A 23,898-nucleotide genomic window follows, 5' to 3' on the forward strand; every position below is an offset into this window, starting at 1 on the left:
ATGCCTGCGAACGAGTCCGCGATGCAGCCCGCCGAGCCGTCCCTCACCACACCGCAGAGCGTGCGGGCCTGGCTGGTCTCCTCGGTCGCCGAGGCGGCCGGGCTCGACCCGCTGACCGTCGACCCGCACCGGCCGATCGCGGAATTCGGCCTGGGATCACGCCAGTTGGTGACGCTGGCGGCACAGCTGTCCGAGCTGACCGGCCGGACGCTGAGCCCGTCGCTGGTCTTCGACCACCCGACCGTGGCGGCGCTGGCCGAGGCGGTGCTCGGTGACGCGCCCGACGCGACGGCGACCACCGGCCCGGCGCGGTCAGACCTGTCTGCGCGGCGGGACGACGACATCGCGATCATCTCCATGGCGTGCCGCTTCCCCGGCGGCGCGGACGACCCCGAGGCGCTGTGGCGGCTGCTGGCCGCGGGTGCCGACGTGGTCACCGAAGTACCGGCCGGCCGTTGGAACACCCAGGGGCTGTACGACCCCGACCCGGAGGCCACCGGCACGGCGTATTCACTGCGCGGCGGCTATCTGACCGGCATCGACCGTTTCGACGCGGCCTTCTTCGGGATCTCCCCGCGCGAGGCCGCGGCCATGGACCCGCAGCAGCGGCTGCTGCTGCAGACCGCATGGGAGACCATCGAACGCGCCGGGACCGTCCCGGGCACGCTGAACGGCAGCTCGACCGGCGTCTATGTCGGCCTGTACGACAGCGGCTACCTCGCCTCCGCCTCACTGGGGCAGCTCGACGGTCATGTCGGCACGGGCTCGGCCTCCAGCGTGGCCTCCGGACGCATCGCCTACTCCCTCGGCCTGCAGGGGCCCGCGGTCACCGTCGACACCGCCTGCTCGTCCTCACTCGTCGCCCTGCATCTGGCGGCGCGGGCGCTTGCCGAAGGCGAGTGCGACCTGGCGCTGGCCGGTGGTGCCTCGCTGCTGGTGACGCCGCGCGCGCATGTCGAGTTCAGCAGGCTGCGCGGACTGTCGCCGTCCGGGCGGTGCAGTCCGTTCTCCGCGGATGCCGACGGGGTGGTGTGGGCCGAGGGCTGCGGCCTGGTGCTGCTCAAGCGGCTCGCGGACGCCCGCCGGGACGGCGACCGCATCCTCGCCGTGATCAAGGGTTCCGCGATCAACCAGGACGGGCGCAGCCAGGGGCTGAGCGCCCCGAACGGCCCGGCGCAGGAGCGCGTGCTGCGCGCGGCTCTGGACGCGGCCGGAGTGCGGCCCGGCGACCTGGACCACGTCGAGACCCACGGCACCGGCACACCCCTGGGTGACCCCATCGAAGCACGGGCGCTGGCCGCAGTCTTCGGCCCCGGCCGCCCCGCGGACCGGCCCCTCCACATCGGCTCGCTCAAGTCCAACATCGGGCACACGCAGGCCGCGGCGGGCATCGGCGGCATCATCAAGACCGTGCTGGCGCTCCAGCACGGTGTGCTGCCCGCGACACTGCACGCCGCCACCCCGACCGGGCACGTCGACTGGACGGACAGCGGCCTGAGCCTCGTCACCGGCCCCCGGGCGTGGCCTCGCGACGGCAGTCGGGTGCGGCGGGCCGGCGTGAGCGCGTTCGGGATCAGCGGGACCAACGCGCACGTGGTCCTGGAGGAGGCACCGCAGGACTCGGCCCGGGCCGGCGCCGACGAGCCGACGGGGCAGACCCTCTTCCCGCTCTCCGCCCGCGGCCCCGAGGCCCTGCGCGGACAGGCGGAACGCCTCCGGCAGGCGCTCGCCCGGCGACCGCGGCTGCCGCTGTCCGCCGTCGCATCGACCCTCACCCACCACCGCACCCACTTCGAGCACCGGGCAGTCCTCCGCACGAGCAGCCGCGACGAACTGCTCGACGCCCTGCGCGGACTTGCGGCTGGACAACCGGACCCGGGCCTGACCATCGGCCCCCAGCAGGCGCTGCCGACCGGGAAGCTGGCCTTCGTCTTTCCCGGCCAGGGTGCCCAGTGGGCGGGCATGGCCCGCGATCTGCTCGACAGCGACCCGGTGTTCGCCGACGAGCTCGACCGCTGCGACGCGGCCCTGCGCCCGTTCACCACCTGGTCGGTCACGTCGGTCCTGCGGGGCGACCCGGCCGCGCCCTCGCCGGCGCGCGTGGATGTCGTCCAGCCGGTCCTGTTCGCCGTGATGGTCTCCCTGGCCGCCGTGTGGCGGGCGCGCGGCATACGACCGGACGCGGTCATCGGGCACAGCCAGGGCGAGGTCGCCGCGGCCTGCGTCGCCGGGGCGCTCAGCCTCAACGACGCCGCCGCCGTGGTCGCGCTGCGCAGCCAGGCCCTGACGGAGCTGTCCGGCACCGGAGCGATGGCGGTCGTCGCCCTCCCGCACACCGAGGTCGAGCCCCTCCTCGCCGCACTGGACGGCCGGGTGTCGGTCGCCGCCGTGAACAGCGGCCGCTCCACGGTGATCGCCGGCGACGTCGAACCACTCGAGACCCTCCTCGCCGACCTCGACCGGCGGCAGGTGTTCACCCGCCGTCTCGACGTCGACTACGCCTCCCACACCGCCCACGTCGACCCGGTCCGCGCCACGATCCTCGACGAACTCGACGGCGTCGCCACCACCCCGACATCCGTGGCCTGGTACTCGACCGTTACCGGCGAACCGGTCACCGACGAGCTGGAGGCCGGCTACTGGTACTCCAACCTGCGCGAGCCGGTCCGCTTCGGACCGACCGTGCGGCGGATGGCGGCCGACGGCTACCGCTGCTTCGTCGAACTGAGCCCCCATCCCTCCCTGCTCACCGCCGTCACCACCGTCGGCGAGGAACACGGCCACGACCTGGCCGCCGTCGGATCACTGCGCCGCGACGAACCCGGACCCGCCTGCCTGGACCGCGCGACCGCCGAACTCCATGTCCAGGGCCGCCCGACCGACTGGCGGCGCCTCGTTCCCGACACCGGCGCCGCCGACCTGCCGACGTACGCCTGGGACGCGCAGCGCCACTGGACCGACCCCGACACCACCGCAACGGGACCCGCCCTCTTCGACCGCGCCGCCCACCCGGTCCTCGGCATTCAGCTGCAGTCGGCCGACGCGACCCGCTGGACCTTCCGCAACGAGTGGTCCCCCAACACCGCCGCCTGGCTGCCGGACCACACCGTGTTCGGGCAGACGGTGGTGTCGGGCACCACCCTCATCGAGCTGTGCCGTGCAGCGCTCGCCGTGGCCCGCCCTGATGCTCCCGACGACCTGGCCGATCTGCTGCTGCTCGCGCCCCTGACCCTGCCCGATGCCGGCACGGTCGAGGTGTCGGTCGAGGTGGACACCTCCGCCGCCGTGCCGGAGATCACCGTGCACAGCCGCCCGCGCGGCCAGGAGACGGCGGGCTGGACGCTGCACGCGACCGCGTCGGCGGCCGGACCCGGCCCTGACGCGGTCGCCTCGCCGCCCGTGTGGCCGCGGACGGCCGAGGAGCTCTGGCGCGAGGACACCTATGAGCGGCTCGCCGCGCTCGGGCTCGACTACGGCCCGGCCTTCCGGGGCGTACGGTCGGTGGTCGCGACCGGCGAGGACGAGGTGCTGGCACGGCTCGCGCTGCCGCCCGTGACCGGGGATGCGGCCGAGGCGTATCCGGTCCACCCGGCGCTCCTGGATGCCGCATTGCAGGCGGCCGCCGCATTCGACGCGTCCGCGGGGCGGGCGCTGCTGCCCGTGGCGGTGGGCCGCTGTGTCATTCCGCCGGGCGGGACCGGCGAACTGACCGCGGTGGTGCGGCGTACCGGTGGCTCCGGGACGGACCTCGTCCTGGACGTGACGCTGTGGGACCCGGACGGCATCCCGGCGGGGCGCCTGGAAGGCGTACGGCTGCGGTCCGCCGACCCGTCGGACCTGCGTGCGGGCTCGGAGCACGCCCGGCACCTGTACGAAGTGGCGTGGACGGCACTGCCCGAAGCGCCGGTCGCGGGCGGGCGTGCGGCCTGGACGGTGATCGGTGACCGCTCGGACCCTGACGTCAAGGCGATCGTACGGGGCCTCACGGCGGCGGGAGCCGAGCTGCGCGAGTCGGGTGCCGACACCGTCGTACGACTGTGGCCGCGCCCGGCGGCGGACGCCGAACCGGCGGCTGTGGCAGGGGAGTTGGCGGCCCAAGCCCTCACGGAGGTGCAGGAACTCATCGCCCTCCCGCCCGAGGGGACGCCCGCGCGGACCCTCTGGGTGACCCGCGGTGCGGTCGCGACCGGCGACTCCGACACCGTGCCGGGCCTGGCACAGTCGGTGCTGTGGGGCCTGGCCCGCAGTACCCGCAGCGAGCACCCGGACCTCGGACTGACCCTGCTCGACGTCGACGGCGACATCGACAGTGGTCATGCCGCGACCGCGATGGTTGCTGCCCTCACGTACGCCGATGAGCCCGAACTCGCCTTGAGGAACAGCGGGTTGCTGGCACCGCGACTGGTGCGCGCCCGCCCGGCCGACGTGCTGCGGATCCCGGCCGGGGACTGCTACCGGCTGACCGGCTTCCCGGACGACGTCAACCTGCGCCCGGCGGCGCGTCAGGCGCTCGGGCCCGCCCAGGTGCGGATCGAGGTGCACGCCGTCGGCCTGCATCCCACGCATGTCTCCTGCGCCGGTGTGCTCGCCGAGGTCGGCCCCGAGGCCGGGGGCCTGGCCCGCGGTATGCGGGTCGTCGTCCTCACCGAGGCCACACCCGGGTCCGAGCTGGTCGCGGACGCGCGGCTGGTCGCCGTGGTTCCGGAGGATCTGCCGTTCACGGCCGCGGCCGCCGTGCCCCTCGCGGCCGGGGGCGAACGGTTGACCGAGGCCCTGCGCGCCGCCGTCCGTGCACCCGTACGTCCGCGGGTCTTCCCGGTCACCGCCGCGCGGGAGGCACTACGCCGCCGGGAGGCGACCGGCCGTCCCGTCGTCCTCGACCTCGTCGGCCGCCCCGCTCTCGTACCCACCGACGGCACGGTGCTGATCACCGGCGGCCTGGGCGCGGTCGGCCGCCAGATGGCCCGCCTGCTGGCCGAACAGGGCGTTCCCCGACTGCTTCTGACCTCCCGTCAGGGTCCCGTCGACCCTCGGGCCGCCGAGGTCGTCGAGGAGCTGTCCGCCCTCGGTGCCGACGTCGAGGTGGCAGCCTGCGACGTGGCGGACGCGACCGCCCTGGCCGGTGTGCTCGCCGGCATCGGCGAGGCGCTGCCGCTGCGCGGTGTGGTGCACTGCGCCGGAGTCCTCGCCGACGGCGTGATCGCCGAGCTGGCTCCCGAGCGACTCGCCCAGGTGCTGCGCCCCAAGGTCGACGGCGCCGCCCATCTGCACCGGCTGACCGCCGACCTGCCGCTGGAGCTGTTCCTGCTCATCTCGTCGGCCGCCGGGGTCGTCGGCAACGCCGGGCAGGCCAACTACGCGGCCGCCAACGTCTTCCTCGACCAACTGGCCCACCACCGCCGGGCGCTGGGCCTGCCCGCTGCCTCGATCTCCTTCGGCGCGTGGGCCGGCGAGGGCCTCGCCGCCGAACACGCCGACCTGGAGCGGATGGCCCGCCTGGGCCATCGCGCCCTCACCCCCGAGCAGGGCCGCGCCCTCGTGGAGCTCTCCCTGCGCCGCGGCACACCGCACCTGCTCGCCTGGCATCTGGACCTGCCCCGCCTGCGCGACAACGCGGCGGCCACGGGCGCGCTGTGGACGTCCCTGCTGTCCTCGCCCCGCCCCGACCGGCAGGCCGGCCGGGGACTGGCGGACCGTCTGGCCCGGCTGACCGACTCCGAACGCGCCGCCCGGGTCCTGGAGTTGGTGTGCGAGGAGGCCGCCCACGCTTTGGGCCTGGCTTCGCCCCGCTCCGTGCGCGCCGACCAGCCGCTGCGCGACCTGGGCATGGACTCCGTGACGGCCGTCGACCTGCGCAACCGCCTCGGCACCCGCATCGGCGTCCGGCTGCCCGCCACCCTGCTCTTCGACCACCCCACTCCCGCCCGCCTCGCCGATCACCTCCTGGCCACCGCGCTCGCACCGGTCGACGGGAAGCTCCGCCCCACCGTGCCGGACGCGCAGCAGGCCCGTACGACGGCGGCCGCGGCCGACGAACCGGTGGCCGTCATCGCGACGGCCTGCCGCCTGCCGGGCGCGGTCGGCTCCCCGCAGGAACTGTGGCGGCTGGTCGCGGAGGGCCGTGACGCGGTGGGTCCGTTCCCCGCCGGGCGCTGGGACGTGGAGTCCCTCTACGACCCCGACCCTGAGGCGCCGGGCAAGTCCTACGCCCGCGAAGGCGGCTTCCTCGACGACATCGACTCCTTCGACGCGGCGTTCTTCGGCATCACACCGAAGGAGGCCGCGGCCATGGACCCGCAGCAGCGGCTGCTGCTGGAGACGGCCTGGGAGTCCGTGGAACGCGCCGGGATCGTGCCCGCCGAGCTGGCGGGCAGCACCACCGGCGTGTACGTCGGCATGTTCGCCGGGGACTATCTGGCCGGGTCGCGCCTCGACGAGCTGGACGGCTACGTCGGCACCGGCTCGGCCCTGAGCGTGGCCTCGGGCCGGCTCGCCTACACGCTCGGGCTGAACGGCCCGGCCCTGGCCGTCGACACGGCCTGCTCGTCCTCCCTGGTGGCGGTGCACCTGGCGGCGCAGGCGCTGCGCTCCGGCGAGTGCGACCTGGCCCTGGCGGGCGGGGTGACGCTCATGGTCACCCCGCAGACCTTCGTGGAGTTCAGCCGCCTGCGCGGCCTGTCCCCGACCGGCCGCTGCCGGTCCTTCTCGGACGCCGCCGACGGCGCGGTCTGGGCCGAGGGCGCGGGCATGGTCGTACTGAAGCGGCTGAGCGACGCCCGCCGCGACGGGGACGAGGTGCTGGCCGTACTGCGCGGGACCGCGGTGAACCAGGACGGCCGCAGCCAGGGGCTGTCCGCACCGAACGGTCCCGCACAGGAACAGGTGATCCGGCGGGCCCTGGAGCTGTCCGGACTGGCCCCGGCCGACATCGACTACGTGGAGGCCCACGGAACCGGCACCACGCTCGGCGACCCCATCGAGGCGAACGCCCTCGCCGAGGTCTTCGGCGCCTCGCGCCCCGCCGGCCGGCCGCTGTTCCTGGGCTCGCTCAAGTCCAACATCGGCCATGCGCAGGCGGCTTCGGGCGTGGCCGGGCTGATCAAGGTGATCCAGTCGCTGCGGCACGGGATGCTGCCCCGCACCCTGCATGCCGAGACCCCCAGCCGCCATGTGGACTGGGCCGACAGCGGGCTGCACGTGCTGCGGGAGGCGGTGGCCTGGCCGGCCGGCGAGCGGCTGCGGCGTGCCGGAGTGAGCGCCTTCGGCATCAGCGGAACCAACGCGCACGTGATCGTGGAGGAGGCGCCGCCGGCCGACGAGACCGCTGCCAAGGACCAACCCGCGCCGTCCAAGCGGCTGTTCGTGCTGTCGGCGCGCACCGAGGACGCGGTGCGCGGGCAGGCCGCACGGCTCGCCGGGCACCTGACCGGTGACACGGCGCTGCCGGACGTGGCCCACACCCTGGCCAGGCACCGCAGCCACTTCGAGCGGCGCACCGCGCTGGTGGCAGGCGACAGGGAGGAACTGCTGGCAGAGCTGGAGGAGTTGGCCGCTGGACGACGGCCCGTGGCGGCGCCTCGCGAGGAGCCGACCGGCAAGGTGGCCTTCGTCTTCGCCGGGCACGGCGGCCAATGGCCCGGCATGGGCGTGCAGTTGATGGCCGACTCCGATGCCTTCCGGGCGGAGCTGACCCGTGTGGACGAGGCGGTACACCGGCACGCGGGCTGGTCGGTCCTCGACGTCCTGCGCGCACCGGAAGCGCTCGCTCCGCTCGGCCGGACCGAGTATCTGCAGCCGACCCTGTTCGCCGTGAACGCGGCACTGGCCGCCGCCTGGCGCGCACTCGGTGTCGCACCGGACGCCGTGGTCGGGCACAGCCTGGGCGAGATCGCCGCCGCCTACAGCGTGGGCGCCCTCACGCTCGAAGGTGCCGTGGCGGTGGTGTGCGGGCGTGCTCAGGCGGCCGTACCGCTGGTGGGCCAGGGCGGGATGCTCGCCCTGGAGCTCCCGCGCACCCGGGCCGAGGAGCTGCTGGAGCCGTATGCGGGGCGGCTGTTCGTCGCGGCGGTCAACAGCGGGCAGTCCACGGCCGTGTCCGGCGACGCGGACGCGCTGAGCGAGCTGCGCGGGCGGTGCGAGGAGCTGCGGATCCCCGCCCGGCGGCTGTCCACCCCCTTCGCCTCGCACACCCCCCTGATGGCAGCGCTGCGCGACGAACTGCTCGACCGCATCCACACCGTCCGGGGCACCCCGGCCGGGACACCGCTGTACTCGACGGTGACGGCGCAGCCCGTGCCGGGAGACCGGCTGGATGCCGGGTACTGGTACCGCAACCTCAGTGAGCCGGTCCGCTTCGCCGACACCATCCGGCGGATGCTGGACGACGGATACCGGTACTTCGTCGAGCTCAGCCCGCACCCCTCGCTCGCTTCCGCCATCGAGTCGGTCGCCGCCGAGGCCGGAATCGACGCCGTGAGCGTCGGCTCGCTCCGCCGCGAGGAGGGCGCTCTCGACGACCTGCTGCGCAGGCTGGGGGAGCTGTACACGGCCGGGCGCACCCCCGACTGGCAGGCACTCTTCCCGGCCGGCCGCCGCGTCGAGCTGCCCACCTACGCCTTCGCCCGCGAACGCCACTGGCGCACGCCGGCCTCCCCGACGGGCGGCATCTCGCCGTTGCTGGGCACGCACATCGAGGCCAGCGACGAGGCGGACCGCCACATCTTCCAGACCGAGATCGACCTGCGCGACGGCCGCTTCGCCTATCTCACCGACCACCGCGTCACCGGCGAGGTCTGGCTGCCCGCCGCGGCCTTCCTGGACATGGCGCTGGAGGCGGCATCGGCCGTGCAGGGCGGCGGCGAAGTGGCGCTGGCCGACGTCAGCTTCGACCATCCGCTGCGTCTGGACGCGCGGCGGCCGGTGCGGCTGCAACTGGTCCTGCGGCCCGCAGAGGACGGCTCGCGTCACTTCACCATCGCCTCGGCCGCGGCCTCCGCGCGCTGGGAGCGGCATGTCACCGGGCGCGTCACCCCGGTCAGCGGCGACCGAGCCCAGGACGAACGCGAAGCACCGGCCGCCCTGCGCGAGCAGTGCGGCCAGGAGGCCGACCTGTCCGCCGTCTACGCCCAACTCGCTGCGCTCGGCATCGAATACGGCCCGGCCTTCCGCGGTCTGGAGCAGGGCCGTTCCGGCGACTCGGCCGCGTGGGCAAGGCTTGCCCCGCGGCCCGCCGCCGGCCATCTGCTGCACCCGGCCGTCCTCGACGCCGCCTTCCACGCGGCCGCCCTGCCGCACGACACACCCGCGGGCCGGGCCTTCGTGCCCGCCGCGGCCGGACGGCTGCACTTCACCGGACGCGGGTCGGCTCCCGCATGGACGACATGCCGACTGCGCTTCGTGGACGGCGACAGAGCAACCCTCGACGTGCGGCTGTACGACGGGGACGAGCGACTCCTCCTCGCCGTCGAGGAGTTCGAGCTCGCCGCGCTCTCACCCCTGGACGGCGCACTGTTCGAGACCCGCTGGCAGCCCCGCAAACCCACCCGACAGGCGCCGACGCAGGGCAGCTGGCTGATCCTCGCCGACGAGACGGGCGTCGCCGCCGAACTCGCCGAACGGCTCGACGCGGCTTCGGTGCCCCATGTGATCGCCCGAAGGGGCGAGGCATACGACATCGAGGGCCCCGGCCGGTACGTGCTCGACCCGGCCGATCCGCAGCACCTGACCCGCCTGTTCGACGACGCCTTCGCGGACGCGGCACCCGAGCGCATCGTGCAGCTGTCCGCGCTCGACGCCCCCGCGATCGGCGACGCGCGCACCGCGCAGGAGGCGGCGCGGCTGTGCTGCCTGAGCACCCTGCACCTGGTGCGGACGCTCACCGACCGGGCACAGGGCCCGGCGCCCCGCCTGCTCACGGTCGTCAGGGGCAGCCAGGCCGCCGGCGACAGCACCGAGGTGACCCGCCCCGAACAGGCCCTGGCCTGGGGCTTCGGCCTCGCCCTTGCCCAGGAGCACCCGGAGCTGAGGCCCACCCTGATCGACCTGCCGCCCACGGACGGCCTGGACGCCCTGTGGACGCAACTGCGGTACGCCGACGACGAACGCCTCGTCGCGCTGCGCGGCGCGGACCGCCTGGTGCCGCGCCTGGCCCGCACCCGTCCGGACGACGGTGCCCGCGACGGCGCCACCCCGGACGGAGTCCACCTGATCACCGGCGGTCTGGGCGGCCTCGGCCGCGTCGTCGCCGAGCGGCTGGTACGCCGGGGCGCCCGGCAGCTGGCCCTGCTGGGCCGCAGCGCGCCGACCCCGCAGGCATCCGTGTGGATCCAAGACCTGGAAGAGCGCGGCGTCACCGTGCACGTCGTCCGTGCCGACGTGGCCGACCGCGCCGGCCTGACGGCTGCTCTGGATGCCGTACGACGGGAAGCAGGACCGATCACCACGGTCGTCCACACCGCGGGCGTCCTGGACGACGCCACGGTCGCGAACGTGAGCGACGAACGCGTCCTCAACGTCCTGGCGCCGAAGGTGCTGGGCACCGCCCTGCTCACCGAACTCGTCCCCGAGGCCGAGAACCTCGTCCTGTTCGCCTCGGCGGCCGGACTGCTCGGCTCGGCCGGACAGAGCCCCTACTCGGCGGCCAACGCCTTCCTCGACGCCTGGGCCCACCACCTCTCCCTCGCCGGGAGGCGCGCGCTCAGCCTGGACTGGGGAGCGTGGACCGGCGTCGGCATGGTCGCCGCCGACGCCACCCGCGCCGCGGAAACGAGCCGCTCGGGCCTCGTCGCCTTCACTCCCGCCGAGGGCGGCGAACTGTTCGACCGCGTCCTGGCCACCGGCCGCCGCCAACTCGCCCCCCTCGCCCTGGACTGGGAACTGCTCGCCCTCGACCCCGACGCCGCGCGCACCCGCCCCCTCCTCGCCGACCTGGCCACCGTCCCGGCGGGCCCGCAAGGCTCCGACGACCTGGTCAAGCAGGTGTTCGCGGCGACCACGCACGAACAGCGCACGGAACGGCTCGAGACATATGTGCGCGCCAGGGTCGGGCAGGTCTCCGGCGGCGCCGTCGACGCCTTGGCCACCACCGCCCTGAAGGAGCTGGGCCTGGACTCCCTCATGCTGGTGCGGTTGCGCAACGCCTTCGCCCGCGAGCTGGGCGCCGAACTCCCGTCCACCGCACTCTTCTCGGCCACCGACATCCGAGGCCTCGCCCAGGCCCTGGCCACGGCCCTGCCCGAACGCAGCACAGCCGCGCCCCGGATCGAAGCGGCCACCGAAGTGCCGGACAGCGAACAGCGCCCGGCCACCCGCGACGTCGTGCGCCTGCTGCGCAGCGCCCGGCCGGAAATGCCGGCCGCGGCCCATGCCGTCGGCCTCGCCGTACGGCTCACCGCCCCGACCACCCTCGCCGCCCTCACCGGCATCCTCAGCCGCCTGGCCGCCCGGCACGCGGCGCTGCGCACCGCGATCGCCACCGGCAGCGAGGGCGACAGGCAGCTGAGGGTGGAGCGGGAACCCGCACGGCCGCTGCTGCGTTGGACGGCCGTACCCGCAGCCGAGGAACCGGACGCCGCCGACCGGCTGCGCCGGCTGCTGGAGCCGCCGTTCGACCTCGCGCAGCCCCCGCTGTGGCGGTTCGAACTCCTCGACGGCGGTGAGCGCGGCCAGATCCTCCTGTACGGCGCCCACCACGCGGTCAGCGACCTGCAGTCCCTGCTGCTCGTGGCCGCCGAGATCGACACGGAACTCTCCGGCACCGCCCTCACGGACACGGTCACCAACCGCGACCTGGACCTGCTGATCGAGGCACAGCGGCCGGGGGAGGGCCCCGCAACCGGCGCCGCCGAGTGGCGCGAGGCCTTCCACGGCAGCGAGCGCCTCGACCTGACGCTCACTCACCCGCGTCCGGCCGCGCGCTCCTACCGGGCCGGCAGCGTGAGCGTGACGATCCCCGACGGCCTCATGGAACAGGTGTCGGCGGCCGCGAGCGCCCTCGCCGTCACCCCCGCCGCCTTCTGCCTGGGCACCCTGACCGTGCTGCTGGCCAGGCTGCGCGAGCGGCAACGCTTCGTCCTCGCCGTGCCGGTCGACACCCGTATCCACGCCGACGCGTTCGACGCGGTGGGCTTCTTCGGCGTACCGGTGCCCTTCCCCGCCGAGGCGAGGGCACAGGAGCGGATCGAGGACGTGCTGCGCCGCACCGACAGCCGCCTGGAGAAGATCCTCACGAAGGGCGCGATGTTCTCGGACGTCCTGCCGGTGCTGGCCAGGCAGGGCCTGTACCGGCCCAACGCGCCGCTGGTGGAGGTGTACTTCAACTACGTCCGCGCCGCGGGCAGCCTCACCGGCCTGGACGTGCTGCCGGTGGGAACCGGCCACTCCGACCTCGACCTCATGATCACCGTGACGCCGGAGGCCGGCCGCATCCGGCTCGACCACAACCTCGACATCCTCGACACGGCCACGGCCGCCGGGCTGGGGGAGGAGCTGCTGCGGCTGCTCGCGCAGACGGCTGAGGACGCCTCGCGGCCGGTGGGCACGACTCCTGCCGTCGAGCGACCTGCTCCCGTCGAAGAGGCAGCCGTCTCGCGCCCCGCACGCGCCCTCGCCCTCGCCGCCACCTTCGCCCTCGGCAACCTGCCCCTGATGTGCGAGGCGGCCCTCAACGACGGGGCACGGGACGGCACGGCGGCGACCGTCGCGGAAGCCCCGTACCACCACGTGCTGGCCGGCCTGCGGGATCCGTCCGGTGTCTTCGCCGACCCGGCGACGGCAGTGGGCGTGGTGCTGCTGCGGGCGGCGGACCTGGAGCGGTTCGGGCCGGTGGACGACGCGCTGCTCGCCGAGCTGCGCGCCGCCTACCCGGCCGCCCTGCGGGACCTGGCCGAGCGCACCCGAAAGCCGCTGATCGTCGGCTTCCTGCCCGCCGCGCACACCCCCGAGCGCCTCCAGCGCTGGGAGCAGGAACTGGCCGCCGAACTCACCGAGTTGCCCGCAACGGCAGTACTCGGCCCCGACGACTGGAGCGGCCGGCACGCCGTCGAGGAACGCTTCGACGAACGCACCGAGCGCCTGGCCCACCTTCCCTTCACCCCCGAGTTCCAGGCGGCCGTCGCCCTGCGCCTCGCCGAGGTCGTGCAGGCCGTGCGCCGCCCCGCCCCGAAGGTGATCGCGGTGGACGGCGACGAGACCCTGTGGGGCGGGGTGGCAGGGGAGACCGGCCCCGAGGCGGTGGACCTGACCGGCCCCCGGGCCCTGCTGGCCCGCAGGCTTCTCGAATGGCGTGCGGCCGGCGCGCTGCTGGTGCTGGTCAGCAACAACGACGAGGACACCGTGCGGGCCGTCCTGGACCGCCAGGACAGCCTGCTGAAGCCGGAACACTTCAGCGTGCTCTCCGCCGCCTGGGGCCCCAAGCCGGACCGCCTCGCCGAGGCGGCGCGCACGCTCAACCTCGGCCTGGACAGCTTCCTCTTCCTCGACGACAACCCCGCAGAGATCGCCAAGGTCCGCTCGGCCCTGCCCCAGGTGCTCTCGGTCACCTGCCCGCCGACCCCCGAACTCGAAGCGTTCCTGGGCCGGTTGTGGCCGCTGGTGCCGCGCGCGGCGACCTCCGAGGACGCGCTGCGCGCCCGCTTCTACGAACAGGAACGGCGGCGGGACACCGTCCGCGAGCAAGCCGGCTTCGAGGAGTTCCTGGCCGGGCTGCACCTGGAGGTCGACATCCGGCCCCTGACCGCCTCCGACGTGCCGCGGGCCGAGCAACTGGTGCGCCGCACCAACCAGTTCACCCTCCACCCGCGCTCCGACGACGGCCTCGACGTCGCCCGCTGGCGCGAGCACGGCGAGGTGTGGACGGCCGCTGCCCGGGACCGCTTCGGCGACTACGGCCAGATCGCCCTCCTCGCCCTGCGCGCGGACGGCGACCGGCTCGACGTACCGGCCTGGCTGATGAGCTGCCGCGCCCTCGGCCGGGGCGTCGAGGAACGCCTGCTGCAGTGGCTCGCCGACCGCGCCGAGGAACTCGGCTGCACCAAGGTCCGGCTGACCGCGCGGCGCACCGAACGCAACGCGCCGGCCCGCCGGCTGCTGTCCGCCCTGGGCGGGGGAGACCAGGACGACGAGCGCCTGGAGTGCGTGGTCACGCCCGAACACCTGCGGGCGTTCCGCTCCTGGCAGCAGTGACCGGTGACGAAGCAGCAGTGACCGGTGACGAAGCAGAGAACAAGACGAAAGGAACCGCAGACATGGTGAAGGGCACTCATGCGTGAGACGAACCAGGACGCCTCGGCGTACGCAGGCCAGCGGGCGACGGCGGAGTCGATCGAGCGCGGCGCAGGCGGTCTGAGCGTCAGCGACCTGCTGGCGAGGGTCGTGCCGGCTGCCGTGCCCGCGCACTCCGCCACCGCCACGGAGGGGGCGCCCGACACGGATCCGCCTCCGCCTCCGGATGTCGACGTGCTGGCCGCCGTCATCGCCGCGGCGGCCGGCCGCCATCTGCCCGAGGGCCATCTCCCGCCCGACGCCGACTTCTTCGACGCCGGCGGCAGTTCCGTGAACGCGGTGGAACTCGTGGCGGAACTGGAGGAGGAACTGGGCATCGAGGTCGACCTGGACGAGGTGTTCGCCGACGCCCGCCCCAGCAGCCTCGCCCGCCGCTGGGCACGGATCCCCGGCATCAGGGCCGCCGCCCCCGCGGTCACCACCGCAGGAGACCCCAAGTCCCGGGCGACCACCGCCTTGCCCGTCCCGTCGCCCCGCACACCACCGCCCCCGGTCGCACGGCCGGCCGAGCCTGCCCACGCGCCGTACACCACCGCCCGCCGAGAAGACCTCGACCAGATCCTGGCCGACCTGGCCCTGGCCGACCGCCTCCCGTTCGTCTCCGCTCCCGAGCCCCTGCCGCCCCGCCGGCTCCTGCTCACCGGCGCGACCGGCTTCCTCGGCAGTCACATGCTCCTCGACATGCTGCGCCACAGCGACGCCCATGTGTACTGCCTGGTCCGCGCCGCCGACGAGGAAGCGGCCGAGAACCGGCTCGGCGAGGCCCTGCGCAGCTACCGGCTGCCCTGGTCGACGGAGGTCCGCCGCCGCATCACCGTGCTGCCCGGCGACATCCGCCGCCCGCAGCTGGGCCTGAGCGAGGAACGGTGGAACGAGCTGGCCCACGAACTGGACGGCATCGTCGGCGTCGCCGCGGCCGTGGACTTCCTGCGCGGCTACCCGTCACTGCGCGCGAGCAACGTCCTGGGCACCCTCGCTCTGGCCGAACTGGCGGCCGCCGGCCGCCCCAAACCCCTGCACCACATCTCCTCCATCGCCGTCTTCAACGAGGTCGGCATCACCTCCATGGGCGAGGACGACCCCCTGGCCCACGCCGACCGCCTCATCGCGGGCTACGACCAGACCAAGTGGGCCGCGGAGGTCGCGCTGCGCCGCGCCCGCGACCACGGCCTGATCGTCACCGCCCTGCGCCCGGGCGGCATCGGCGGCCACACCAAGACCGGTGCCTACAACCCCCAGGACCTCTCCAGCGGCCTGGTCTCGGCCTTCGGCCGCTTCCGCACGGTTCCCGCGTTCCGCTACCTCAACTCCGCCCCGGTGGACTGGGTGAGCCGGGTCGCGGTCGGCGTCATCTGCGAACCCGACGCCTGGGGCTTCGACTACAACCTGACCGGCGTGCCCAACACCCTCGACGACGTCGTACAGGACATGGCCCTGGGCGGCATGCACGTGCGCGTCAAGGACTGGGACGACTGGCGCACCGACACCCTGGCCCGCCTGCAGGCCGAGCCCGTACCCGAACTGACCTTCCTGTCCCGGGTGTTGCAGAGCCCCGCCGCACTCAAGCTGTGCGAGGCGACACTCAAAGGACCGGCGGCCACCGGCGAACGCACCGCCCGTCTCGTCGAGGCCCTCGGCCTGCCCCCGGCCACCCGCTACGACGCCCGCGCACAGCTCAAGACCTTCGAGCGGCTGGCGGGCGACGGACTGGCCCGGCTGCCGCACAAGGACGACCAGCCCCACCTCTGGTTCACCGAGACCACCGAGGGCCAGGTGGGCCCGGTCGCGGCCGCCGCCGACACGCCCTGCTCGATGGCCCTCACGCTCTCCATCGCGAGCATGCACCAGCTGGTCACCGAGCGCCGCATCGACGTCCGCGGGCACCTCACCTGCCCGGCCGTACACCCCGAGCCGCTCACCGTGGAACACGGCGACGTATGGATCCGCCCCGAGGAGGGCATCCCCGAGCACCACGGCCTGACCCACCAACTCCTGCGCTACCGGCTGCTGTTGCGCGACACGGACGGCGGAAGCTGGTGGCTGGAGGGCCGCAAGCACGCCCGCGCCCGCCGCGACCTCTGGCGCCAGACCCGCGCCCTGACCGTCCGGATCGGACGCGAGGGCGAACCCGCGCTCCTGGCCGGCGAGTTGGTCGTACCCGCGGACAGCTACGTACGCGACCAGATCGACGGTATCCAGGTCGACCCCCGTCTCACCGGCCGGGAGCAGCGAGCCGCCAAGCTGACGTGGCTCGCCTGGTTCGGCCTCCAGATGGGCCGCGGCCTGCTCGGACCCTTCACCCGGGCCGCCGCCGACCTCCTCGACCTGCGCCGCACCCCGCACCCCACGGAGCACAACCGATGATCTTCAAGGCGACGAAACCCACCACCAGGCCGGCCCTCCGCAAGGTCAGAACCACTCCCACCCTGCGCCCCCTGCACCACCGCCTCGACCCGCGGCGGGTCGAGGAGATCCCCTTCCACGCCCCGGACGGCGTCCGTCTCGGCCTGACCCGCATCGACACCGGCGAGCGGGACCGTCCCGCGGTGCTCCTGCTGCACGGCCACACGGCCTCCGCCGACATGTTCCTGCTGCCCGAGATCCGCAACCTCGTCGACGTCCTGCTCGACGACGGGTACGAGCCGTGGCTGCTGGACTGGCGCGGCAGCTGCCGCCTGCCCTACAACGCCACCGGCCGGAAATACACCTACGACGACGTCGCCCTCTACGACATCCCCGCCGCCGTCTCCCACATCCGCGCCCGCATCGGCGAGGACCGTCCGCTCTTCGCCGTCGCCCACTGCATCGGCGCCCTCAGCCTGTCCCTGAGCATGACGGCGGGCCTGGTCCCGGGCCTGGCGGGCGTGGTCGCGCAGGGCGTGTTCCTCACCCCGAAACTCGCCGGCCGCACCTCGCTGCGCATGTCCCTGGCCGCGGAACTGCTCAAGTCCCGCCTCGACCACATCCCCGTCGACTTCCGCACGGTGGGCCTGCGGTCCAAGTACACGCCACTGTTCGCACTGGCCTCCCGCAAGGCCGACTGCCCCGACCCCACCTGCCAGATCCTGCACCACTCGGCATGGGGCACCGGCGCCTCGCTCTTCGTCCACGACCACTTGACCGAGACCACCCACAACCGGCTGGCCGAACTCCTCGGCCCCGCACCCCTGTGGATCCTGCCCCACCTGCGCCGCATCGAACTGGCCCGCACCGTGGTCCGCTGGCACGACACCGACCACCGCTACGCGGCCCTGCCCCCCAACGCACTCGATGCGGCCGGCCGCATCGACACCCCGCTGCTGCTCCTCGCGGGCAGCGACAACGGCCTCTGGCTGGACTCCCAGCAGCTGTGCCGCGACGTCCTCGCCCGCCGCCACCCGCACCTGGACGTGACCTACACCGAGATCCCCGGCTACGGCCACCTGGACACCTTCCTCGGCCGGGGCGCCGCCCTCGACGTCTTCGGGCACATCCTCGAATTCCTCGGCGAACGCCGGTGACGAGGGCCCCGCCGACCGCTAACGTACTCGCCAGTAACCGCACCGTATCCAGGAGGCACGATGCCGCAGCTCGAAGTCGACGGCGCAACGCTGACGTACGACGACGAGGGCCCCCGCGACGGCGACGGCGTGCCCCTGGTGTTCATCCACGGCTGGACGGCCGACCGCCACCGCTGGGACCACCAGATGGCGCACTTCGCCGAGAAGCGCAGGGTGATCCGCCTCGATCTGCGCGGCCACGGCGACAGCAGCGGCGCGGGGGTGCCCACGATCGCGGAACTGGCCACCGACGTCCTCGCCCTGCTCGACCACCTCGAAGTGGAACGCGCCGTCCTCGTGGGCCACTCGATGGGCGGCATGACCGCGCAGACCATCGCCCTCGACCACCCCGAGCGCGTCGAGCGCCTCGTACTGGTCGGCTCCATCGCCCGCATGACCTACAGCCGCGGCCGGGGACTGCTGATGGCGGCCTCGACGCTCGTCCCCTACAAGCTGTTCGTCGCCACCAACACCCAGCGCGCCTTCGCCCCCGGCCACCCCCGGGAGGAGGTCCGCGCCTACATCAAGGCGGCCGCCGCCAACCCGCGCGAGGTCGTCATGACGCTCTACGGCGCCATGCGCGCCTTCGACGTCCTGGACCGGCTCGGGGAGATCCGCATACCCACCCTCCTGATCCACGGCTACCACGACATCCAGCTGCCGGTGCACCAGATGCTGCGCATGGCCAAGGCCTACCCGGACGCCGAGGTCCGCATCATCGACGCCGGTCACGAACTGCCGGTGGAGAAGCCGGCGGAACTGACCACGGCCCTCGAGCGGTTCCTCGCCCGGGAGTGAGGTGATCAGCGGGCCAGCCGAGCCCTGGCCCCGCCGACCGCGGCGGCGGGCCGGGCCGTGGCCCGCACGGACCGGCGGACCAGATGGGCATCGCGCCGCAGATCACGGGCGGCGTGCCGACCGCGCCACGCCAGCGAGGGGGCACCTGCGGTGTCGTCGGCGGCGATCAGCAGACCGCCGAGCATCGACAGGTTCTTGAAGAAGTGGATGCGCTGCTGGGCGCGCTCCTCGGGGTCGTCCGCCTCCCAGAAACGGTGACCCGCAAGCGTGGTCGGGACCAGTGTGGCCGCGATGGCGAGCGCGGCCGGCCGGGGCAGACGGCCGCTCGCCAGCAGCAGACCCGCCACCACCTGCACGGCCCCGTTGAGCCGTACGACCTGCTCCGTGCGGTCGGGCAGGGCCTCGACCCGCTCGGTGACCGGCTGGACGACGGGCTCGGCCACGGGAGCGACCTCCTCGGGAGCGCGCAGCGTGTTCAGACCGCCGGAGACGAACATGGAGGCGAGCATGGGGCGGCCGACCAGACGCAGAAGACTCATGACCCTCTCCAAGGTGTGGGCGCGTGCAGAGACCCACCGGGTTCCCGCACCGCTGTGGTCGATGCCACGTCACCGCACCCGATGCGGGCATGTCCCTGCCCGAGCCGGCGAGCTACCGTCTTTCACAGTCTCCTGCCCTCTCCCCACGCAGTACGGACGGCCCCGCAGTGCTCGCAGACCTCTCCCCGCTCATCGCGGCGACCGCCCAGTGGCTGACCTGCGCCTACCCCTCGGGCGGCGGCGCACTGGCCTCGGCCCTGTGCGAGGTGCAGGCCCGCCAGGCCGTGACGGTCGCGGCCTGGCTGCGCTACCCCACCCCGGTGGACGCCGCCCTGGTCGGCATGGCCGGCCCCGGAGGATCCGCCCGGCTCGACTGGATCGCCGGCGCGGACGACCCGGGCGGCCAGGACACCGACGCTCACGCCTGGCGGACCTGGGTCGACGAGGTCGTGGCCAGCTGGGCGGCCTGTCTGCTGAGCGACCCCGAACTGGCCGGCCTCGCGGTGGCCGCTCTCGCGGACGGCAGCCATACGGCCACAACGCCCGCGGCGTTCCGGCGCCTGGTGGCCCCCGACGAGAGCGACCGGCGGGCCGCGGCCCTGCTGCGCCACCCCGACCTGCTCGCCCCGGTGACCGCGCTCCACCAGGACCAGCTGATGACCCTGCTCAAGCCGGGGCTTCCGGCCTGAGAGCAGGCCGTCCAGGTGGCGGGCGGTGTTCCGTCACTTGTGCTTGCCGCGCCCGCTCAGCGCGTCACGCACCCGGTCGACCAGCCCGGCCCCCGGCGCCAGCAGTTTGTTGGCCGGAGGAGTGTCGGGTGCGGAGGGATGCGGCCGGGTCGGCGCCAGCTTCTTGGCCTGGCGGATCTTGTCTCCCAGCTCGTCGAGGGCCTCCGCCGAGCATGCCGTGCGCAGCTGGGGGAAGAGGTTCTCCTCCTCGTCGGCGATGTGCGCGCGGACCTCGCTCATCAGCCTCCCCACGAGACGGTCGAACTCGGGGTCGTCCGCCTCGCAGCTCTCCAGATCCTTCATGATCTGTTCGGCCCCGGCGTGGTCCTCGATCTCCCGGTCCGCCATGGTGTTGCCGTTGACGAGGTGTTCCCGCACCGCCGGGTAGAGGTACTCCTCCTCGGCCACCGAGTGCCGGACCAGTTCCATCGTGGCCTGGTCGGCATACACCTTGCGGTCCTTGTCGCCGGACGGCAGTGCCTCGATCCGGCCGAAGATCTCCTCGACCTCCCGGTGATCGGTCATCAGTTCGTCGATGACGTTTCCACCGTGTCCCATCCTGTCCACCTCCAGCCAAGAAGCGGCGGCTCCCCGTCCGGATCCGCCGGAGCCCCCGAGTGCCCCGTCCCGCAGCGGGTTAACGGTGTGGGAGGCCGACTTGTTGGAACCCGCACAGAGACACACGTACCTGGAAAACCTCGGGAGGCCGGTGTGGCGGACGCCGTGGACGAGGCGCTCGGACGGGTGGGCAGGGAGGTGGCCACCCGCGCGGAACGGATGTGGGAGGTCGCCCTGGCCCTGCACGCCGACCCCGAGTACGGATTCGAGGAACACCGGGCGGTGCGGCTGCTGAGCGGCGAGCTCGAACGCGAGGGGTTCACGGTGCAGCGGGAGCTCGCCGGACTGCCCACCGCCTTCGCCGCGCGGGCGGGAACCGTCCGCCGGCCGGCGGTGGCCCTCCTCCTGGAGTACGACGCACTGCCCGGCCTCGGGCACGCCTGCGGCCACAATCTGATCGCCGCGGCCGGTCTCGGCGCCGCGCTCGCGGCACGGGCCGTCGTGGGCGACGGCGCGGGGTCCGTATGGGCCGTGGGAACGCCCGCGGAGGAGGGTGGCGGCGGAAAGGTCACCGAGACCGAGGCGGGCGTCTTCGACGACGTCGACGCCGCCCTGATGTTCCATCCCGGCGTCCACAACTGGCAGTGGGCGCCCCTGACCGCCCAGACGCAGTACCGCATCGGCTTCCACGGCCGTGCAGCCCACCCCACCGGGAATCCCACCGAGGGCATCGACGCCCTCGCGGCCCTCATCCAGCTGTTCAACGCCCTCGCCGCCATCGGCCCCCGTCTCCCGCAGGGGTCACATGTCCAGGGCATCGTCACCGACGGCGGCCTGGCGACGAACATCGTTCCCGAGTACGCGGAAGGCCTCTTCGGCCTGCGTGCCGCGACGACCACTGCCCTGGAGGACCTGGCGGGCGAGGTGCTGACCTGCGCACAGGGCGTGGCCCGCGCCATGGGTACGACGGTCACCTTCGGGCGGGCCACACCGCGCTACGAGCACTTCCGCGACAGCGCGCCCCTGTCCCTGCGGTTCGCCCGGCACCTGGCCCGCGCGGGCATCGACCTCACACCTCCGGCGCCCGGCGTGTTCCTGGGCTCCTCGGACATCGGCAACGTCAGCGGACGCGTGCCCGCGATCCACCCCTTCGTCGCGATCATGGATCCGGACGGCTCCGACCACACCCCCGAGTTCGCCGCCGCAGCAGCCTCCGGCCGAGCCCGCCGTGTGCTGCTCGCCGCGACGGAGGCCCTGGCCTGCACGGCGGTGGAACTGCTGCTGTCGGCCGAACTGCGCGAACAGGCCTGGCGCGAGCACGTTGGCAGCATCACCACCGCAGCCCGCCTTTGACGCGCCCAGGCGGGAACCGCTGTCGGACCGGGCCCGACACCGCCCGTCATCCCGCGCGGGAGATCCTCCCGCGCGGGACCGGCCGGCATGTGCTGCTCGACCTCGAGGGCAAGCGCTCAGGGTGCGAGCAGCCGGTCCTGCTCCACCGGGGGCGTGCCGTCGTGCCAGCGCAGGGCCTTGCCGAAACGCACCAATGCGCCGTAGAGCTCCGGGTCGACGTGCTCGGCGAAGACCAGTTCGAGCACCGCGCGGGCGGCCCGGGCGGGCGACTGGGCCTGGCTGTAGTCGCTGAACCAGGGGCGGGAGGTGGCGGTGTCGACCATGCCGGGGCACACGGAGGCGATCAGCGTGCCGGTGGCGAGGTCGCGCTCGCGGCGCTCGGCGGCCACCGCTCGGACGGCGGCGACCTGGGCGACCTTCGAAGGCACGTTCAGCCACCGGGGCCAGCCCGCCTGCTCGGCGGTCTTGTCGTGGATGCGGCTGCGCCAGGACTCGACGGCGGACTCGACCTGATCGAGGCTCGCGCCGTCGAACAGGGGGTGCAGCCGCGGGTCGAGGTGGCCGAGGGTGCCCAGGCTGCTGGCCACCACCAGCAGACGACCGCCCGGGCGCAGGATCGGGGCGAAGGAACGGAGGATCGCGTGGGTGGCGGTGTTGGAGACGTCGATGAACTCGTCGGCCCGCGCGGCCTGCGACTCCTCCGGCAGCACACGGGCGACCGCATTGGAGATCACGACGTCGACGCCGCCGTACCGTGCGTGCAACTCCGCGGCGAGAGCGGTGACGGCGCCGGTGTCGCTGACGTCCAGGACCCGGCCCTGCACCTGGCTGCGGGTGCCGGGCAGCTGCGCCACCGCGCGCGCGGCGTCCGCCACGCGCCGCTGGTCGCGGCCGGTGAGCAGCACCAGGTCGTGCGGGCTCATGCGGGCCGCCAGCCCCTCGGTCAGTGCGCGGCCCAGCCCTTGGTTGGCGCCGGTGACGAGAGCGATTCGAGAAGCATTCATGCCCCCAGCCAAAACCGCCGGGCTCCATGAGTCCAACGAGAGTTGAGCACAGCTAGTATGCGCAATCGTCATGGACTTCAGGGATGTGTCGCTGACCGCGCTGCGCGTCTTCCGGGCGGTGGCCGAACAGGGAACCTTCACCGCGGCCGCCGCCTCGCTGGGTTACACCCAGTCGGCGGTGTCCCGGCAGATCGCCGCGATCGAACGGGCGGCAGGCGCGGAGCTGCTGGAACGGCGGCGCGACGGGGTACGTCTGACCGCTGCCGGCCGCGTCGTGATGCGCCGCGCAACGACCGTGCTCGACGAGATCGATGCGACCGCACGCGAACTGTCGGGCCTGCCCGAGCAGTCCGGCACGGTCCGCCTGGGCTGGTTCCCCAGCGCGGGAGCCGTGCTGCTCCCCACGGCCCTGGCCATGCTGCGCAGCACGGACCCGGGACTCGACGTCGTCAGCAGGGAAGGCACCACTCCGGCGCTGGTGCGCGCCCTGCGGGCCGGCACCCTGGACCTCGCCCTCCTGGCCTCGATGCCGCCGTTCCGCCCGCCGGACACCGAGTCGCCCCCGCTCACCCTGCAGACGCTCGGCGAACGTGCCCTGCATCTCGCGGTGCCCGCCGGTCACCCCCTGGCCCGTGGCGACTTCGTCGACGTCGCCGACCTGCGCGGGCAGCGCTGGATCGGGAGCGCCGGTTCCGGTGAGGACCGGCTGATGGGAGTGTGGCCCGGCCTGGACGAACGACCCGAGATCGCCCACACCGCCCGCGACTGGCTGGCCAAACTCCGTCTCGTCGCCGCCGGGTGCGGCCTCACCACCGTGCCCGCGACACTCGCCCCCGCCGCGCCGCCAGGCGTACGCATCCTCCCTGTCCGCGGCGGACCCCAGGAACAAAGGCGGCTGCTCCTCGCCCGCCTCCCGCACCCACCCACCGAACCGGTCACCCGCGTGGCAGCCGCCCTCCGCGCCGCAGCCCTCGACGCCCCGGGCGCGCACAGCTGACACAGCGTCGGGGGGGGGGGGGGGGGGGGGCGCCCCCCCCCCCCCCCCCATTTGCACCCGCCACGAGGGGCGGGCGGGGCAGTTGTTGGCGTGACCCGGCCC

The 23,898-nt window shown here is 73.9% G+C and carries 10 protein-coding genes; 7 read left to right on the forward strand and 3 right to left on the reverse strand.

Translation table 11 applies throughout. The annotated features are described in order from the left end of the window. The 4 genes from ACWC1K_RS39245 to ACWC1K_RS39260 all read left to right on the forward strand — a co-directional run bounded on the left by ACWC1K_RS39245 (position 1) and on the right by ACWC1K_RS39260 (position 18,617). On the forward strand, positions 1-14,181 hold the full coding sequence (locus ACWC1K_RS39245) for an SDR family NAD(P)-dependent oxidoreductase (protein ID WP_450837801.1): 14,181 nt from the start codon (positions 1-3) through the stop codon (positions 14,179-14,181). A 78-nt stretch (positions 14,182-14,259) separates the two neighbouring features. Next, positions 14,260-16,644, forward strand: a complete 2,385-nt coding sequence (locus tag ACWC1K_RS39250; RefSeq protein ID WP_450837802.1) for a thioester reductase domain-containing protein — start codon at positions 14,260-14,262, stop codon at positions 16,642-16,644. After that, positions 16,641-17,780, forward strand: coding sequence for an alpha/beta hydrolase (locus ACWC1K_RS39255; RefSeq protein WP_450837804.1), 1,140 nt, complete (start codon positions 16,641-16,643; stop codon positions 17,778-17,780). The genes ACWC1K_RS39250 and ACWC1K_RS39255 overlap by 4 nt, the downstream gene beginning before the upstream one ends. Before the next feature lie 60 nt (positions 17,781-17,840). Then, complete coding sequence (locus ACWC1K_RS39260; RefSeq protein WP_450837805.1) at positions 17,841-18,617, forward strand: alpha/beta fold hydrolase; 777 nt, start codon at positions 17,841-17,843, stop codon at positions 18,615-18,617. A 5-nt stretch (positions 18,618-18,622) separates the two neighbouring features. Here the strand turns inward: ACWC1K_RS39260 and ACWC1K_RS39265 are convergent, their stop codons facing one another. Further along, complete coding sequence (locus tag ACWC1K_RS39265) at positions 18,623-19,156, reverse strand: DoxX family protein (protein ID WP_450837807.1); 534 nt, start codon at positions 19,154-19,156, stop codon at positions 18,623-18,625. Between the two features lie 167 nt (positions 19,157-19,323). Between ACWC1K_RS39265 and ACWC1K_RS39270 the strand changes: the two genes are divergently transcribed. Beyond that, positions 19,324-19,845 (forward strand): hypothetical protein, encoded by a 522-nt coding sequence (locus ACWC1K_RS39270; RefSeq protein WP_450837808.1) that lies wholly within the window; start codon positions 19,324-19,326, stop codon positions 19,843-19,845. Positions 19,846-19,878: 33 nt separating this feature from the next. Here the strand turns inward: ACWC1K_RS39270 and ACWC1K_RS39275 are convergent, their stop codons facing one another. After that, on the reverse strand, positions 19,879-20,442 hold the full coding sequence (locus ACWC1K_RS39275; protein WP_450837809.1) for a hemerythrin domain-containing protein: 564 nt from the start codon (positions 20,440-20,442) through the stop codon (positions 19,879-19,881). A gap of 153 nt (positions 20,443-20,595) precedes the next feature. On the opposite strand from ACWC1K_RS39275, the gene ACWC1K_RS39280 reads away from it, so the two are divergent. After that, positions 20,596-21,795 carry an amidohydrolase gene (locus ACWC1K_RS39280; protein WP_450837810.1) on the forward strand — a complete coding sequence of 400 codons (1,200 nt, stop codon included), beginning with the start codon at positions 20,596-20,598 and terminating at the stop codon, positions 21,793-21,795. 116 nt (positions 21,796-21,911) lie between these two features. Here the strand turns inward: ACWC1K_RS39280 and ACWC1K_RS39285 are convergent, their stop codons facing one another. Continuing rightward, positions 21,912-22,799 (reverse strand): SDR family NAD(P)-dependent oxidoreductase, encoded by an 888-nt coding sequence (locus ACWC1K_RS39285; protein ID WP_450837812.1) that lies wholly within the window; start codon positions 22,797-22,799, stop codon positions 21,912-21,914. Positions 22,800-22,869: 70 nt separating this feature from the next. On the opposite strand from ACWC1K_RS39285, the gene ACWC1K_RS39290 reads away from it, so the two are divergent. Continuing rightward, positions 22,870-23,796 (forward strand): LysR family transcriptional regulator, encoded by a 927-nt coding sequence (locus ACWC1K_RS39290; protein ID WP_450837813.1) that lies wholly within the window; start codon positions 22,870-22,872, stop codon positions 23,794-23,796. The last annotated feature ends 102 nt before the right edge of the window (positions 23,797-23,898 follow it).

The organism is Streptomyces sp. NPDC001492 (assembly GCF_053597275.1).